Annotated in this window: 12 protein-coding genes; 11 read left to right on the top strand and 1 reads right to left on the bottom strand. The window is 48.5% G+C overall.

Features of this window, described 5'->3' with window-relative positions; genetic code table 11:
• The first annotated feature begins 36 nt into the window (after window positions 1–36).
• The 9 genes from mraY to lpxC all read left to right on the top strand — a co-directional run bounded on the left by mraY (window position 37) and on the right by lpxC (window position 10635).
• Complete coding sequence (gene mraY / locus L976_RS08850; protein WP_047536141.1) at window positions 37–1119, top strand: phospho-N-acetylmuramoyl-pentapeptide-transferase; 1083 nt, start codon at window positions 37–39, stop codon at window positions 1117–1119.
• A gap of 6 nt (window positions 1120–1125) precedes the next feature.
• Entirely contained in the window at window positions 1126–2445 is a 1320-nt protein-coding gene (murD, locus tag L976_RS08845; protein WP_047536139.1) for a UDP-N-acetylmuramoyl-L-alanine--D-glutamate ligase, read from the top strand.
• Window positions 2435–3646, top strand: a complete 1212-nt coding sequence (gene ftsW, locus L976_RS08840) for a cell division protein FtsW (protein WP_047536135.1) — start codon at window positions 2435–2437, stop codon at window positions 3644–3646. The genes murD and ftsW overlap by 11 nt, the downstream gene beginning before the upstream one ends.
• On the top strand, window positions 3646–4734 hold the full coding sequence (murG, locus tag L976_RS08835) for an undecaprenyldiphospho-muramoylpentapeptide beta-N-acetylglucosaminyltransferase (RefSeq protein WP_047536132.1): 1089 nt from the start codon (window positions 3646–3648) through the stop codon (window positions 4732–4734). Before ftsW ends, murG begins: the two co-directional genes overlap by 1 nt.
• Before the next feature lie 2 nt (window positions 4735–4736).
• On the top strand, window positions 4737–6203 hold the full coding sequence (murC, locus tag L976_RS08830; RefSeq protein WP_037422821.1) for a UDP-N-acetylmuramate--L-alanine ligase: 1467 nt from the start codon (window positions 4737–4739) through the stop codon (window positions 6201–6203).
• A gap of 151 nt (window positions 6204–6354) precedes the next feature.
• Window positions 6355–7104 (top strand): cell division protein FtsQ/DivIB, encoded by a 750-nt coding sequence (locus tag L976_RS08825; RefSeq protein ID WP_037428855.1) that lies wholly within the window; start codon window positions 6355–6357, stop codon window positions 7102–7104.
• Window positions 7085–8320 carry a cell division protein FtsA gene (gene ftsA, locus L976_RS08820; protein ID WP_011073897.1) on the top strand — a complete coding sequence of 412 codons (1236 nt, stop codon included), beginning with the start codon at window positions 7085–7087 and terminating at the stop codon, window positions 8318–8320. Before L976_RS08825 ends, ftsA begins: the two co-directional genes overlap by 20 nt.
• Window positions 8321–8347: 27 nt before the next feature.
• Window positions 8348–9535 carry a cell division protein FtsZ gene (gene ftsZ / locus L976_RS08815; RefSeq protein WP_011624294.1) on the top strand — a complete coding sequence of 396 codons (1188 nt, stop codon included), beginning with the start codon at window positions 8348–8350 and terminating at the stop codon, window positions 9533–9535.
• Between the two features lie 179 nt (window positions 9536–9714).
• Window positions 9715–10635 (top strand): UDP-3-O-acyl-N-acetylglucosamine deacetylase, encoded by a 921-nt coding sequence (lpxC, locus tag L976_RS08810; RefSeq protein ID WP_037422814.1) that lies wholly within the window; start codon window positions 9715–9717, stop codon window positions 10633–10635.
• A 13-nt stretch (window positions 10636–10648) separates the two neighbouring features.
• Here the strand turns inward: lpxC and L976_RS08805 are convergent, their stop codons facing one another.
• On the bottom strand, window positions 10649–11095 hold the full coding sequence (locus tag L976_RS08805) for a DUF721 domain-containing protein (RefSeq protein WP_037422811.1): 447 nt from the start codon (window positions 11093–11095) through the stop codon (window positions 10649–10651).
• A gap of 27 nt (window positions 11096–11122) precedes the next feature.
• On the opposite strand from L976_RS08805, the gene L976_RS08800 reads away from it, so the two are divergent.
• The gene (locus L976_RS08800; protein WP_037422808.1) at window positions 11123–12022 is read left to right on the top strand and encodes a M23 family metallopeptidase; all 900 of its coding nucleotides are present in this window, start codon (window positions 11123–11125) and stop codon (window positions 12020–12022) included.
• Between the two features lie 60 nt (window positions 12023–12082).
• Window positions 12083–14809, top strand: a complete 2727-nt coding sequence (gene secA, locus L976_RS08795) for a preprotein translocase subunit SecA (RefSeq protein ID WP_047536129.1) — start codon at window positions 12083–12085, stop codon at window positions 14807–14809.
• The last annotated feature ends 254 nt before the right edge of the window (window positions 14810–15063 follow it).

Here is a 15063-nt window from a genome sequence, read left to right as displayed (position 1 = left end):
CTAACAGTAGCCTTCGGGCGTGGGGAGTTAGTGTAGATGCTGGTGTATCTGGCCGAGTATTTGACCCGTTTTCATACTGGGTTTAACGTATTTTCCTATGTGACGTTTCGAGCCATTTTGGGCTTGTTAACCGCATTAGTATTTAGTTTATGGTGGGGTCCTAAACTTATTGAGCGTTTGCAGTTAATGCAGATTGGTCAAGTGGTGCGTAATGATGGGCCTGAGTCGCATTTCAGTAAGCGCGGAACGCCCACTATGGGTGGTTTACTGATCCTTGCGGCCATCTTTATCAGTGTGCTGTTGTGGGGCGATCTTGGTAGCCGTTATGTGTGGGTGATGCTGTTTGTATTGGGCAGCTTCGGCATGATCGGTTTTATTGATGATTACCGCAAAGTGGTACGTAAAGATACTAAGGGATTAATTGCGCGCTGGAAGTATATTCTGCAATCTTTAGCAGCGTTAATTATTGCCTTTTTTCTCTACACTACAGCCGCTAATCCTGGCGAAACGCAATTAGTGGTGCCCTTCTTTAAAGATGTGATGCCGCAACTGGGCGCTGTCTTTATCGTCTTGGCCTACTTTACTATCGTGGGTTCAAGCAACGCGGTGAACTTAACCGACGGTCTCGATGGTTTGGCGATTATGCCAACTGTGATGGTGGCCGCAGCATTCGCGCTGATAGCTTATCTGTCTGGCCATGCTCAGTTTGCTAATTACCTGCACATTCCGCATTTACCTGGTTCGGGTGAGCTAGTGATCGTCTGTACTGCAATTGTGGGCGCAGGTTTAGGCTTTTTATGGTTTAACACTTATCCAGCACAGGTCTTTATGGGCGATGTGGGTTCTCTTTCTTTAGGGGCTGCATTAGGTGCGATTGCGGTATTAGTTCGCCAAGAAATCCTGTTAGTGATCATGGGCGGGGTGTTTGTCATGGAAACCGTGTCAGTGATATTGCAGGTCGGTTCTTACAAATTACGCGGTCAACGGATATTCCGCATGGCGCCTATCCATCACCACTACGAGTTAAAAGGTTGGCCTGAACCACGCGTGATTGTCCGCTTTTGGATTATCTCTATTTTCTTAGTGTTGCTCGGCTTAGCCACGTTGAAGTTAAGGTAATCATTCATGCAAAGTCATTATTCACACATAGTATTAGGTTTGGGTGCCACAGGGCTCTCGGTAGTGCGCTATTTGTGTGGAAAAGGCATTACGCCGTTGGTGATGGATAGCCGTCGCCAGCCTCCAGGTGCCGAAACACTGGCAAGTTCATTCCCTGAGGTGCAATTAATTGCTGGCGGATTTGATTGCCGTTATCTAGTGCAGGCGACGCAAATCATTATCAGTCCTGGGATTGCGATTGATACTCCCGAAGTGCGCGCGGCACTGGATATGGGGATTGAAGTCATTGGTGATATTGAGTTATTTGCCCGTGAAATTGCTGACCGTAAACCATGCGTGATTGGGATTACGGGCTCAAATGGCAAAACGACAGTCACCACCTTAGTGGGCGAAATGCTGCGAGAAGCAGGCATTGCTGTTGCTGTGGGAGGTAATATTGGTACTCCGGCGCTGGATTTGCTGCAAGAGAATGCGGATATTTTTGTGCTTGAGTTATCGAGTTTCCAGCTGGAAACCACTCATAGCTTGAATTGCGTGGCCTCAACCTGTTTAAACGTGACGGAAGATCATATGGACAGGTACAGCGATATGGATGCCTATCGGAAGGCCAAACTACGTTTGTATCATCAAAGTCGTTCCATCATTTTTAACCGTGATGATGCGCTGACTATCCCAACTGAACCCATGAACCAAAACAGCTTTGGTTTAGCGCCGCCTGAAGGCGACGAGTGGGGCATTTGCGACAGCAAGATTTATCACGGCCACAGTGAAATCATGCCAATCACTGAAGTGTCGCTGATTGGCAGTCATAACCACGCCAACCTACTTGCTGCAATGGCTTTGGTCTACGCGGTGGGTGTGGATAAGCAAGTGATGGCCAAAGTCGCTCGCACCTTTACTGGCCTTTCCCACCGCTGCGAAGTGGTTGGGGTCAAAGGTGGTGTGACCTATGTGAATGACTCTAAAGCTACCAATGTGGGGGCTACTGTTGCGGCCCTTGATGGTTTAAGCGATCACCTCGGCGACATTATTTTGATTGCTGGCGGCGATGGTAAAGGTGCGGATTTCAGTCCACTGGCCGAGCCGTTAACAAAAGTGACTCACCTCATTACCTTAGGTAGAGATGGCAATAAGATTGCTGCGCTGAAAGAAGGCGCTATTAAGGTTGATTCAATGGCTGCCGCTGTTGCTAAGGCCGCTCAATTAGCGACTTCGGGTGATATTGTGTTGTTGTCGCCCGCCTGTGCAAGTCTGGATATGTACAGCAACTTTATGGCCCGTGGTGATGATTTTAGAAGCCAAGTGGAGCAACTCGATGGCGAGTGATGCAAGACAGCTCAGCCTGTTTGGGCGAGTGCTGAATGCACTGCCTAACTGGCAACGAGATAACGAAGTCCCGGGCGCGCAATTGTACGATCGGGCTTTGCTCACTGCTGTTTTGTCTTTGATTGGCTTTGGTTTTGTAATGGTGATGTCGGCCTCTATGCCCGAGGCACAAACACTGACGGGTAACCCATTCCATTTTATGACTCGCCATGTGGGTTATCTGTTGGGATGTTTAGTGATTGCCACATTTGTGCTGAGGGTTGAAATGCAAACTTGGCAGCGGATGAGCCCTATCATGCTGCTGGTTGTATTTTTGATGTTACTGGCAGTACTGGTCGTGGGAACTACCGTAAACGGCGCGACCCGTTGGTTATCAATCGGTCCAATCCGTATTCAAGTGGCCGAGGTCGCTAAGTTTGCGTTTTCTGTGTACATGGCGGGCTATCTGGTGCGCCGTCATCAGGAAGTGCGTGAAAATGCTAAGGGCTTCTATAAGCCGATTGCGGTATTTGCGATTTACGCGATTTTGATTTTGATGCAGCCCGACTTAGGCACTGTGGTGGTGTTGTTTGTCGGCACTGTTGGACTGTTGTTTCTCGCGGGTGCTCGGTTGCTGGACTTTTTCGCGCTGATCTTTGCTGGCATTTTAGCTTTCGTCGCGCTGGTACTGCTCGAGCCTTATCGTATGCGCCGGGTGACATCGTTTTTAGACCCTTGGCAAGATCCGTTTGGTAGTGGCTACCAGTTAACCCAATCGCTGATGGCCTACGGCCGGGGTGATTGGTTCGGCCAGGGCCTTGGCAACAGTATTCAAAAGTTGGAGTACCTCCCCGAGGCACACACCGACTTTATCTTTGCCGTGATTGGTGAAGAGTTAGGGTTTATCGGCATTATCGCGGTGTTATCCGTGTTGCTGTTTGTGGCATTAAGGGCCATTCGCCTCGGCAATTTATGTCTGGTGATGGATAAAGCCTTCGAGGGTTATCTGGCCTATGCCATTGGGATTTGGATCTGTTTTCAGACCGTCGTTAATGTGGGCGCAAGCATTGGTATGTTACCTACTAAAGGGCTAACACTGCCCTTTGTGAGTTACGGCGGTAGTAGTTTATGGGTCATGACGGCGGCGGCAATGACATTGCTACGCATCGATTATGAGCGGCGCATGAGTTTAGTTCAGGCCGTGCAAGGGAGATTGAAGTAATGACCGACGCGGGTAAACGTATTTTAGTCATGGCAGGCGGCACGGGTGGACATGTGTTCCCGGCGCTCGCGGTGGCAAAATATTTAGCGCAGCAAGGTTGGCAAGTGCGTTGGTTAGGCACCGCCGACCGCATGGAGGCGCGTTTAGTGCCTCAGTATGGCTTCGACATCGATTTTATCGACATTAAGGGCGTGCGTGGCAATGGCTTAGTGCGTAAATTGGCGGCGCCTTTTAAAGTGATGCGCTCGATTCTGCAAGCCAAGGCAGTGATTGCCGAATTTAAACCCGATGTGGTGCTGGGGATGGGGGGGTTTGCCAGTGGCCCGGGTGGTGTAGCCGCGAAATTAGCGGGCGTGCCCTTAGTGTTGCATGAGCAAAATGCCATTCCGGGAATGACTAATAAATTACTCTCGCGGATCGCTAGCCAAGTATTATGCGCCTTTAAAAATACCTTCACTCAGGTTAAGGCCAAGGTGGTGGGTAACCCCATCCGTCGCGAGTTAATTGCCTTAGGTGCCGAGCCTAAGCAAGCCGCGGATGATGCCTTAAAAGTCTTGGTGGTAGGCGGCAGCTTAGGCGCCAAAGTCTTTAACGACTTAATGCCTGAAGTCGTGGCTGCGCTCAGTAAACAGCAGTCGATTACGGTTTGGCATCAAGTGGGTAAGGATAATCTGGCAGGAGTGAAGTCGGCTTATCAACAGCAAGGACAAGAGGGCGGCGTTAACGTTGCCGAATTTATTGATGATATGGAAGCCGCCTATCGCTGGGCAGATGTGGTATTGTGCCGCGCTGGCGCGCTGACGGTATCCGAGTTAGCGGCGGTGGGACTTCCGAGTATTCTGGTGCCTTATCCCCATGCAGTGGATGATCACCAAACCCGTAACGCTCAAGTATTGGTTGAGGCTGGCGCCGCTTTCCTATTGCCGCAGGCCATCTTGGACGTGAATAAGCTGGTGAGTAAATTACAGTTACTCGCCAATGACAGAGCAGAATTAGCCCAAATGGGCCAAAGAGCGAGAGATGTTGCCGTACTGGATGCAACCGAACAGGTGGCCCAAGTGTGTATCGCTCTCGCCGAGAAAGGATAGGTATGACTAAGACAGAAAGATACTTACAGCTAAGAAGTATGATCCCAGAAATGCGCCGGATTAAGCGTATTCATTTCGTCGGCATTGGCGGCGCGGGCATGGGCGGGATCGCTGAAGTATTAGTAAACGAAGGTTATGTCGTTAGTGGTTCTGATATCGCACAAAACGCCGTGACTGACAGACTCTGCCTGCTGGGCGCGAAAATTCATATCGGCCATGGCGCCGATAACGTGCAGCAAGCCGATGTGGTGGTGGTCTCGACCGCGATTAATCCTGAGAATCCAGAGATTATTGCGGCGAAGGAATTGCGTATTCCTATCGTGCGCCGCGCTGAGATGTTGGCTGAGTTGATGCGTTATCGCCATGGTGTAGCGATTGCAGGAACTCACGGTAAAACCACGACCACCAGTTTGATTGCCAGTTTGTATGGTCAAGCGGGGCGCGATCCAACTTTTGTTATCGGTGGTTTACTTAACAGCGCTGGCACCAATGCCCGCTTAGGTACTAGCCGTTACCTGATCGCCGAAGCAGACGAAAGTGATGCGAGCTTCCTGCATCTGCAACCTATGGTCAGCGTAGTGACGAATATCGAAGCCGATCATATGGATACCTACGGTGGTGATTTTGAAAAGCTCAAATCGACCTTCGTGGATTTTTTACATAACCTGCCTTTCTATGGCGTGGCTGTCGTTTGTATCGATGATCCAGTCGTACGTGAGATTATGCCGCGTATAGGTCGTCATATGATCACCTATGGCTTCAGTGATGATGCCGACGTGCAGGCGCTGAATTTCCATCAGCAGGGTCACCAATGCCGCTTTACCGTCAGACGTAAAGGCAAAGAAGATTTAGACCTGCTGCTTAATCTGCCGGGTCAGCACAATGTATTAAATGCACTGGCAGCGATTGCCGTGGCGACAGAAGATGAAATTGATGATAGCGCCATCATTCAAGCCTTGGCTGAATTCCAGGGTATTGGTCGTCGTTTCCAACACTTAGGCAAGTTCGCGACGCCAAAGGGCGAAGTGATGTTAGTGGATGATTATGGTCACCACCCCAGCGAAGTGGCGGCGACCATTAAAGCGGCGCGTGCAGGCTGGCCTGACAAACGTTTAGTGATGGCTTATCAGCCACACAGATACACTCGTACTCGCGATCTGTACGAAGACTTTATTGAAGTGTTATCTCAGGTAGATTGCTTGCTATTGCTCGATGTGTATAGTGCCGGTGAAGCACCGATCCCCGGTGCCGACGGTCGGGCTCTATGCCGTTCGATTCGTTTGCGTGGGCAGTTAGACCCCATCTTTATTGCTAGCCCAGATCAGTTAGCCGAAGTGCTACCCGATGTGTTGCAGGAAGGGGATTTATTGTTGACCCAAGGTGCAGGTAATATAGGTGCCTTGTCGCGTCAGTTAGCCGCCACTGAATTAGGCTTTAGCACGGCTGTGACAACCGAGGTAAAACCTTGATGAATTGCGTGACAACTTGGATTTAAAGGAAATGTTGATCCGAGGTTTTAGCGCTATATAATGGCCGGTTTTCTGTGGTTTTTAGTAGTGTCGTTGAAGGGTGGAAACAAACGTGTCTTGGAGTGATAAGAGGCGACACTGGCGGGCGAGGATGTCACGGGTTAATTGGTACTTGTGGAGTGGGATTGGTTTTTTATGGTTAGTCATTGGTAGTTTTGTTTTTGGCGGCTACCTGCTACATAAGTTTTTAAATGATGCCAGCACTTTGCCCATTGAAGCGGTCGCCATTAAAGGTGAGCGGACTTACACCACAGATAGGGATATACAAATTGCACTACAGGATTTAATGCAGCGGAGTTTTTTTAGTGCTGACATCACCTTAGTGCAACAGGCATTAGAAGCTTTACCTTGGGTGTATCGTGCGTCAGTGAGACGTGAATGGCCTGCGAAACTCAGGGTGTATTTACAGGAGCAACAACCGGTCGCCCATTGGAATGGTACAGCTTGGCTCAATGTGCATGGTGAAGTGTTTGAAGCGCCATCGCACCCTGAGTTAGAGCATCTGCCTTATTTATCTGGGCCAGATGATATGGGGACCGAAGTGTTAACCGCCTACGCGCAGGTTAACTCGCTACTGAAGATTAATGGCTTTACCTTAGCCAATTTGAGTTTAACACCACGTCATGCGTGGCACGCGACACTAGGTAACGGTATTGTTTTAGACCTAGGTCGAGAAGATAAAATGGCAAGGATACAAAGGTTTATCACTGTTTACCCATTATTGGCGAAACAAGATAAACCGATTGCCAGAGTGGATTTGCGCTACGACACAGGGTTGGCCGTAGGCTGGGGCGATGCACAAACAAGAGAGCCGATAATTAATGACCAAAAACCAAGATAGAAATCTGATCGTCGGATTGGACATAGGAACCTCTAAAGTCGCAGTGATCATAGGCGAAGTTCTGCCCGATGGCGAAATCAGCATAGTCGGCCTTGGTAACCACCCTTCAAGGGGCATGGATAAAGGTGGCGTTAACGATTTAGACTCCATCGTGCGCAGTGTGCAACGCGCGCTCGATCAAGCGGAATTAATGGCAGACTGCCAAGTATCATCGGTTTACCTAAGCATTTCCGGTAAACATATCGCCTGCCAAAACGAAAATGGCATGGTGTCGATTAACGATGAAGAAGTGACACAGGAAGACGTCGACAACGTGATCCACACTGCGCGCTCGGTGAAGATCCCGACCGAACGTCGTATTCTGCATGTGTTACCGCAGGAATACGCGATTGACGTACAAGACGGCATTCGCAGCCCTATCGGCATGTCAGGCATGCGGATGGAAGCCAAGGTACACATAGTGACCTGCGCCAATGATATGGCGAAGAACATCACTAAGAGTGTTGAGCGCTGTGGTTTGAAGGTCGATGACTTAGTGTTCTCCGGCATTGCGTCGGCGGATGCGGTATTAACCTTTGATGAAAAAGACTTAGGTGTGTGTATCGTCGATATCGGCGGTGGCACGACGGACATCGCCGTGTATACCAATGGTGCGCTACGTCATTGCGCGGTTGTGCCCGTTGCGGGTAACCAAGTGACCAACGATATCGCGAAGATTTTCCGCACGCCGTCGTCACATGCCGAACAAATTAAAGTGCAGTTCGCCTGTGCACGCAGCTCCATGGTGAGCCGCGAAGACAGTATCGAAGTGCCTTCGGTGGGTGGTCGCCCATCGCGTAGCATGTCGCGCCATACTTTGGCCGAAGTGGTTGAGCCGAGATATCAAGAGCTATTTGAGTTAGTGCTCAAGGAGCTGAAAGACAGTGGTTTAGAAGACCAAATCGCCGCAGGTATCGTGCTAACAGGTGGTACGGCGTCGATTCAAGGCGTGGTGGACATTGCGGAGGCAACCTTTGGTATGCCTGTTCGCGTCGCCTCACCATTGCCAGTTAAAGGGTTATACGAATACGTGGATCAGTCTATTTACTCCACTGGGGTTGGATTGCTTCACTACGGTGCAAGACGGGTGCTTGAGCGTCAATTCGAGCGTCCTGAGCGTCAAGGGGTTACCAGTGCTTGGAATCGGGTCCAAAGCTGGTTTAAGGGTGAATTTTAATAACGCAGGCAACACGGAGATCAGACAATGTTTGAGATCATGGACACTCACTCAGACGACGCGGTGATTAAAGTCATCGGCGTTGGCGGCGGCGGCGGTAACGCTGTCGAACATATGGTCAAACACAACATTGAAGGTGTTGAGTTTGTCGTTACCAATACAGACGCACAGGCGCTACGTAAATCTGGCGCTGGCTCAACGATTCAATTAGGTCGCGATGTCACTAAAGGTCTTGGCGCTGGCGCCAACCCAGAAGTGGGTCGTGCCGCAGCGGAAGAAGACCGCGAAAACATTCGTGCAGCGATCAAAGGCTCAGACATGATCTTTATCGCCGCCGGTATGGGCGGTGGTACTGGTACAGGTGCTGCGCCAGTTGTTGCTCAAATCGCTCGTGAAGAAGGCATCTTAACGGTTGCGGTCGTGACTAAGCCTTTCCCTTTCGAAGGCAAAAAGCGCATGGCTTATGCCGAGCAAGGTATCGCTGAGCTTGCTAAGCACGTGGATTCGTTAATCACTATCCCTAACGAAAAATTATTAAAAGTATTGGGCCGTGGTACGTCATTACTCGATGCGTTTGCCGCAGCGAATAACGTGTTACTCGGTGCAGTACAAGGTATTGCTGAGCTGATTACTCGCCCAGGTCTGATTAACGTCGACTTTGCGGACGTGAAAACCGTTATGTCTGAAATGGGTAATGCCATGATGGGCACTGGTGTTGCGCGTGGTGAAGACCGTGCAGAAGAAGCGGCTGAAGCTGCTGTAGCCAGCCCATTATTAGAAGACATCGACTTAGCCGGTGCCCGTGGTGTGTTAGTTAACATTACCGCAGGTATGGACATGAGCATCGAAGAATTTGAAACTGTTGGTAACCATGTTAAAGCTTATGCTTCTGACAATGCTACCGTGGTTGTGGGTGCGGTTATCGACCCAGAAATGAGCGACGAACTGCGCGTAACCGTAGTTGCAACGGGTATTGGTGCTGAAAAGCGTCCTGATATCCAATTAGTTTCTAAGCCAGCACCACGTCCAGAACCTGTGGTTGTGGAACCAAAAGTTGAAGCTTATGTCGAAGAAGCAACTCATGTGAGCTATGCGGCGCCAAAGGGTAACGTATTACCTGCATCGCCAGCACCGGCTCCTGCGCCAGCGCCTTCAACAAAGCATGAATTGGATTACTTAGATATCCCAGCGTTTTTGCGTAAGCAAGCTGATTAAAACAGGTATTTGAGTCCAGCGTATCGGGTGATGTATTGCTCTATCGGTAATACCACCCAATGACGACATTTGTATGACATAGCTAACTTATGTTACTATGTCGAACCTATGTGGTCGTTTTGCTGCCGCTGTGTGCGCAAATATTAGGCTTAATTATTGAAATCTAAACGGGTAACTGAATGATATTTCAAAGAACTGTTCAAAAAATGGTGAAAGCTACCGGAGTCGGTTTGCACTCTGGGAATAAAGTCACCTTGAGCATTATGCCCGCACCAGTCAATACAGGGATCGTACTTGTGCGTACCGATATGAGTCCTGCCGTTGCTATTCCTGCAAAGGCGGAACAAGTTCGCGAAACCACGATGTGCACGGCACTTGTCAATGACGAAGGTATTCGTATTTCGACTATTGAGCATTTATTTGCAGCCTTAGCGGGTTTAGGCATTGATAACGCCGTAATCGAAGTGGACGCCCCTGAAATCCCAATTATGGATGGCAGTGCGAGCCCATTTGTCTTCTTACTTCAGTCTGCGGGTATTAAAGAGCAGTCTGCACCTAAGAAGTACTTAAAGATTAAACGCCCTGTGCGTGTTGAAGACGGTGATAAGTGGGCCGAGCTCAAGCCTTTCAAAGGTTTTAGAGTCAACTTTAAAATTGACTTTGCTCACCCCGAAATTGCTCGCAGCCAACAGCATGTGGTGATGGACTTCTCTACTTCAGCTTTTGTTAAAGACATTAGCCGCGCTCGTACTTTTGGTTTTATGCGTGATATTGAGTATCTGCGTGCGAATAACCTAGCATTAGGTGGCAGCATGGAAAACGCAGTTGTACTTGATGAATATCGCGTCCTCAACCCCGACGGCCTGCGTTATGAGGATGAGTTCGTTAAGCACAAAATTTTAGATGCGTTTGGTGATCTCTATGTGGCAGGACACGCCATTCTTGGTGAGTTTACTGCCTATAAAACGGGTCATGCTCTGAATAACCAGTTAGTACGTGCCTTATTGGCGCAGCAAGATGCGTGGGAGTTAGTGAGCTTTGAGAAAGAAGCCGATGTCCCCGTTAGCTTTGCTGTACCTGGTGGCGCGGTCTTCGCTTAATTGCGTCTGATGTTTACTTATTACGGCTGGCCAATGTGGCCAGCCGTTTTAGTTTTTCGCCTAGTGTCCCGCTCACATTTTCTGCAAGTGCGGCAATATGTTCTGCAGCGGCTGGACTCAATGCCTTATGCGCTTGTTTCGGCTTTGCGTCATACAATGCTAATCTCGGGTTGACTTTAACTTCAATTGCGGTAAGGATTGGGAGCGTTTCTGCTTGAAGCTGCGCGAGTAGTTTCGGCTTTTGGAAATTAATTCGTGCGGCCCATGCTGCCGAAGTGGTTTCAACCACAAGAACACCCTGGCGGAAATTAGCGACTTTCAGCTGCTCCGCAACAGGACCTGCGACAATCTGCTTCACGTGCTGATCCAGATATAAAAGTAGTTCCGCTTTCTCAGCTATGTCGGGTAATGTGCCTGATTGGTGTAGTAATTGGCTGAGATCCTGAGGGGGCTTTTTCATATGATAATAAGATGGCTGAATTAGGCTATGAGTGTAACAGTATTTATTCAAGGTCGGAATGGCGTTACGCGCTGGCAACCCAGTAAACGCTGGTTGATCCTTCCCATGCTATTGTTAGCTACTGGTACCGGTATTTATCAACACAACTCTGCTAAGTTTGAAAATCAGCAAGCCAGTGTCGATAACGATCGAATCCAACGCGAACAACAAAAGAAGCAAGTCTTAGAGCTTAAAAGTGCCACAGAGTCACAGCTAGCCATGCTGGCGACCCATGTCGCGCGCATGCAAGCTAAAATCACCCGTCTCGAGGCCTTAGGTCAACAAGTCGCAAAACAAAACAAATTGGATGAAGACTTTGATTTCTCATCTGAAGTTGGGGTTGGTGGTTTAAGCGAATTAGGCTCAAATATCGAAATTAGTCAGCTTATCGAAGATATGGATAAACTGGCGTCACGAATTGACAACAATAATGTTCAACTATCACTACTTGAAACAGTGTCATCTAACCACCATATAGATGCTGAACGTTATGTATCAGGGCTCCCACTCGATAAAGGTTGGTTATCGTCGCCCTACGGATTACGTAATGACCCTTTTAACGGTCGTCGAACCATGCACAAAGGGATCGATTTTACCGGTCGGGAAGGGGCTAAAGTTGTCGCGACTGCAGCAGGCGTGGTGACTTGGGCTGGGAATATGTTTGGTTATGGCGAATTGGTCGAAATCGACCATGGTAACGGTTTACGTACACGCTATGGCCATAATAAAGCTTTGTCAGTAGCTGTAGGTGATGTGGTCGCTAAAGGCGAAACCATCGCCAGTATGGGAAGCACTGGGCGCTCAACAGGGGCTCATGTGCATTATGAAGTGTTGCGTGGCGGACAGCAGATAGATCCACAAAAGTTTGTCTACCGCAAAGCAAGTTAATTGAAACATTGGCTTCTAGTTTCCATCATGGACTTGGCCTACAGAAAATAAGTGATTCAGATGTTTGGTAAATTACTGACAAAAGTATTTGGTAGTCGCAACGACCGTACCCTTAAAGGGGTACAAAAAGTAGTTAATAAGATTAATGCGCTTGAAGCCGATTATGAAAAATTAACCGATGAGCAGCTTAAAGCGAAAACCGCAGAGTTTCGTGAGCGTTTAGCTGCGGGTGCTTCATTAGATAGCATTATGGCGGAAGCGTTTGCCACCGTGCGTGAAGCATCTAAGCGTGTGTTCGAAATGCGTCACTTCGACGTGCAGTTACTCGGTGGTATGGTACTTGATAGTAACCGTATCGCTGAAATGCGTACGGGTGAAGGTAAAACTTTAACCGCAACACTGCCTGCTTACTTAAATGCCTTAACGGGCAAAGGCGTTCACGTTATTACCGTCAACGATTACTTAGCACGCCGTGATGCTGAGAATAACCGTCCACTGTTCGAATTCTTAGGTTTAACTGTTGGGATTAACGTTGCAGGCCTTAGCCAACAGGCGAAGAAAGATGCCTATAACGCCGATATTACCTACGGTACCAACAATGAATTTGGTTTCGATTATCTGCGCGACAACATGGCGTTTTCACCACAAGAGCGTGTTCAACGTCCATTACACTATGCACTGATCGACGAAGTCGACTCAATCCTTATCGATGAAGCCCGCACGCCATTGATTATCTCGGGTGCAGCGGAAGACAGCTCTGAGCTATACATCAAGATCAACACGCTTATCCCCAATCTTATCCGTCAAGATAAAGAAGACTCTGAAGAGTATGTGGGCGAAGGCGACTACACCATTGATGAAAAAGCCAAACAAGTGCACTTTACTGAACGCGGTCAAGAGAAGGTTGAAAACCTGCTGATTGAACGTGGCATGTTAGCCGAAGGCGACTCACTTTACTCAGCAGCTAATATTTCGCTACTGCACCATGTGAACGCTGCACTACGTGCTCATACCTTATTTGAGCGTGATGTGGACTATATCGTTCAAGATGGCGAAGTGATCATCGTTGATGAACACACTGGTCGTACTATGCCAGGTCGTCGTTGGTCAGAAGGTTTACATCAAGCTGTTGAAGCCAAAGAAGGTGTTCGTATTCAAAACGAAAACCAAACTCTTGCATCGATTACCTTCCAAAACTACTTCCGTTTATATGAGAAGTTAGCGGGTATGACAGGTACTGCTGATACCGAGGCGTTTGAGTTTCAACACATCTATGGTTTAGATACCGTTGTGGTGCCAACCAACCGTCCAATGGTCCGTAAGGATATGGCGGATTTAGTTTACTTAACCGCTAATGAAAAGTATCAAGCGATTATTAAAGACATCAAAGACTGCCGCGAGCGTGGCCAACCTGTATTGGTCGGTACCGTTTCTATCGAACAGTCAGAACTGTTAGCGCGCTTAATGGTGAAGGAAAAGATCCCGCACCAAGTGCTTAACGCCAAGTTCCATGAAAAAGAAGCCGAGATTGTTGCCCAAGCTGGCCGTACTGGCGCCGTAACCATTGCCACTAACATGGCGGGTCGTGGTACCGACATCGTGCTTGGTGGCAACTGGAATATGGAAATCGAGGCGCTGGAAAATCCAACCCCAGAGCAAAAAGCCAAGATCAAAGCTGATTGGCAAGTACGTCATGACGAAGTCGTTGCCGCGGGTGGTTTACACATTCTCGGTACCGAGCGCCATGAATCTCGTCGTATCGATAACCAGCTACGTGGTCGTGCGGGTCGTCAAGGTGATGCAGGTTCTTCACGTTTCTACCTTTCTATGGAAGATAGCTTAATGCGCATCTTCGCCTCGGATCGTGTCTCTGGCATGATGAAGAAACTGGGCATGGAAGAAGGCGAAGCGATCGAACATCCATGGGTGTCTCGTGCAATCGAAAATGCTCAACGTAAAGTAGAAGCACGTAACTTCGATATTCGTAAGCAATTACTTGAATTCGATGACGTGGCAAACGATCAGCGCCAAGTGGTTTACGCCCAGCGTAATGAGTTGATGGATGCGGAAAGTATTGAAGACACGATTAAAAACATCCAAGACGATGTAATTGGTGCGGTAATCGATCAGTACATTCCACCACAATCAGTAGAAGAGTTATGGGATGTTCCTGGGTTAGAGCAGCGCCTAAACCAAGAGTTTATGCTTAAACTGCCAATCCAAGAATGGCTCGATAAAGAAGACGACTTACACGAAGAAAGCCTGCGTGAGCGTATTATCACTTCTTGGTCAGATGCTTATAAAGCCAAAGAAGAAATGGTCGGTGCCTCAGTACTGCGCCAATTCGAAAAAGCAGTGATGCTACAAACCCTCGATGGCTTGTGGAAAGAGCATTTAGCCGCAATGGATCATTTACGCCAAGGCATCCACTTACGTGGTTACGCGCAGAAGAATCCAAAGCAAGAGTATAAGCGTGAGTCATTCGAACTGTTCCAACAATTGCTGAATACGCTGAAACATGACGTGATTAGCGTGTTGTCTAAAGTTCAAGTGCAAGCTCAATCTGATGTTGAAGAAATGGAAGCTCGTCGTCGTGAAGAAGATGCCAAGATCCAACGCGACTACCAGCACGCAGCAGCCGAAGCCTTAGTTGGTGGGGATGATGGTAGCGACGAGATGATGGCGCACACACCAATGATCCGCGATGGCGATAAAGTTGGCCGTAACGATCCTTGTCCTTGTGGCTCTGGCCGTAAATATAAGCAGTGTCACGGTAAGCTAAGCTAATTCAACACGTGCACCTAATTCTAAAAGGCGACCGTAATAGTCGCCTTTTTCATGCCTACTCAAAGCCAGATACAAATCATTGAATCTGTCTGCATCTATATAAAGCTTATTTGAATCTCCAGCCTTCCAGTTATAGCAAGTCATGCTTTGTTCACAAATAAAGCAGTAAAATTGCCTTTTGTGGATAACGTTGGGGGTAACTAGTGGGTACTTTGTGACTAACTGAAACTATTGAAAAAAGATCGAAAAAATAC

It is taken from the genome of Shewanella sp. ZOR0012 (assembly GCF_000798835.1).
Classification (GTDB): Bacteria; Pseudomonadota; Gammaproteobacteria; order Enterobacterales; family Shewanellaceae; genus Shewanella; species Shewanella xiamenensis.
The sequence above is the reverse complement of the archived record's forward strand: the minus strand, read 5'-3'. Positions and strand labels throughout refer to the sequence as shown.

Excerpts from the sequence above, each read along its gene's own strand:
- mraY (WP_047536141.1), top strand. The coding sequence starts at position 37 with ATGCTGGTGTATCTGGCCGAGTATTTGACCCGTTTTCATACTGGGTTT.
- murD (WP_047536139.1), top strand. The coding sequence starts at position 1,126 with ATGCAAAGTCATTATTCACACATAGTATTAGGTTTGGGTGCCACAGGG.
- ftsW (WP_047536135.1), top strand. The coding sequence starts at position 2,435 with ATGGCGAGTGATGCAAGACAGCTCAGCCTGTTTGGGCGAGTGCTGAAT.
- murG (WP_047536132.1), top strand. The coding sequence starts at position 3,646 with ATGACCGACGCGGGTAAACGTATTTTAGTCATGGCAGGCGGCACGGGT.
- murC (WP_037422821.1), top strand. The coding sequence starts at position 4,737 with ATGACTAAGACAGAAAGATACTTACAGCTAAGAAGTATGATCCCAGAA.
- L976_RS08825 (WP_037428855.1), top strand. The coding sequence starts at position 6,355 with ATGTCACGGGTTAATTGGTACTTGTGGAGTGGGATTGGTTTTTTATGG.
- ftsA (WP_011073897.1), top strand. The coding sequence starts at position 7,085 with ATGACCAAAAACCAAGATAGAAATCTGATCGTCGGATTGGACATAGGA.
- ftsZ (WP_011624294.1), top strand. The coding sequence starts at position 8,348 with ATGTTTGAGATCATGGACACTCACTCAGACGACGCGGTGATTAAAGTC.
- lpxC (WP_037422814.1), top strand. The coding sequence starts at position 9,715 with ATGATATTTCAAAGAACTGTTCAAAAAATGGTGAAAGCTACCGGAGTC.
- L976_RS08805 (WP_037422811.1), bottom strand. The coding sequence starts at position 11,095 with ATGAAAAAGCCCCCTCAGGATCTCAGCCAATTACTACACCAATCAGGC.
- L976_RS08800 (WP_037422808.1), top strand. The coding sequence starts at position 11,123 with ATGAGTGTAACAGTATTTATTCAAGGTCGGAATGGCGTTACGCGCTGG.
- secA (WP_047536129.1), top strand. The coding sequence starts at position 12,083 with ATGTTTGGTAAATTACTGACAAAAGTATTTGGTAGTCGCAACGACCGT.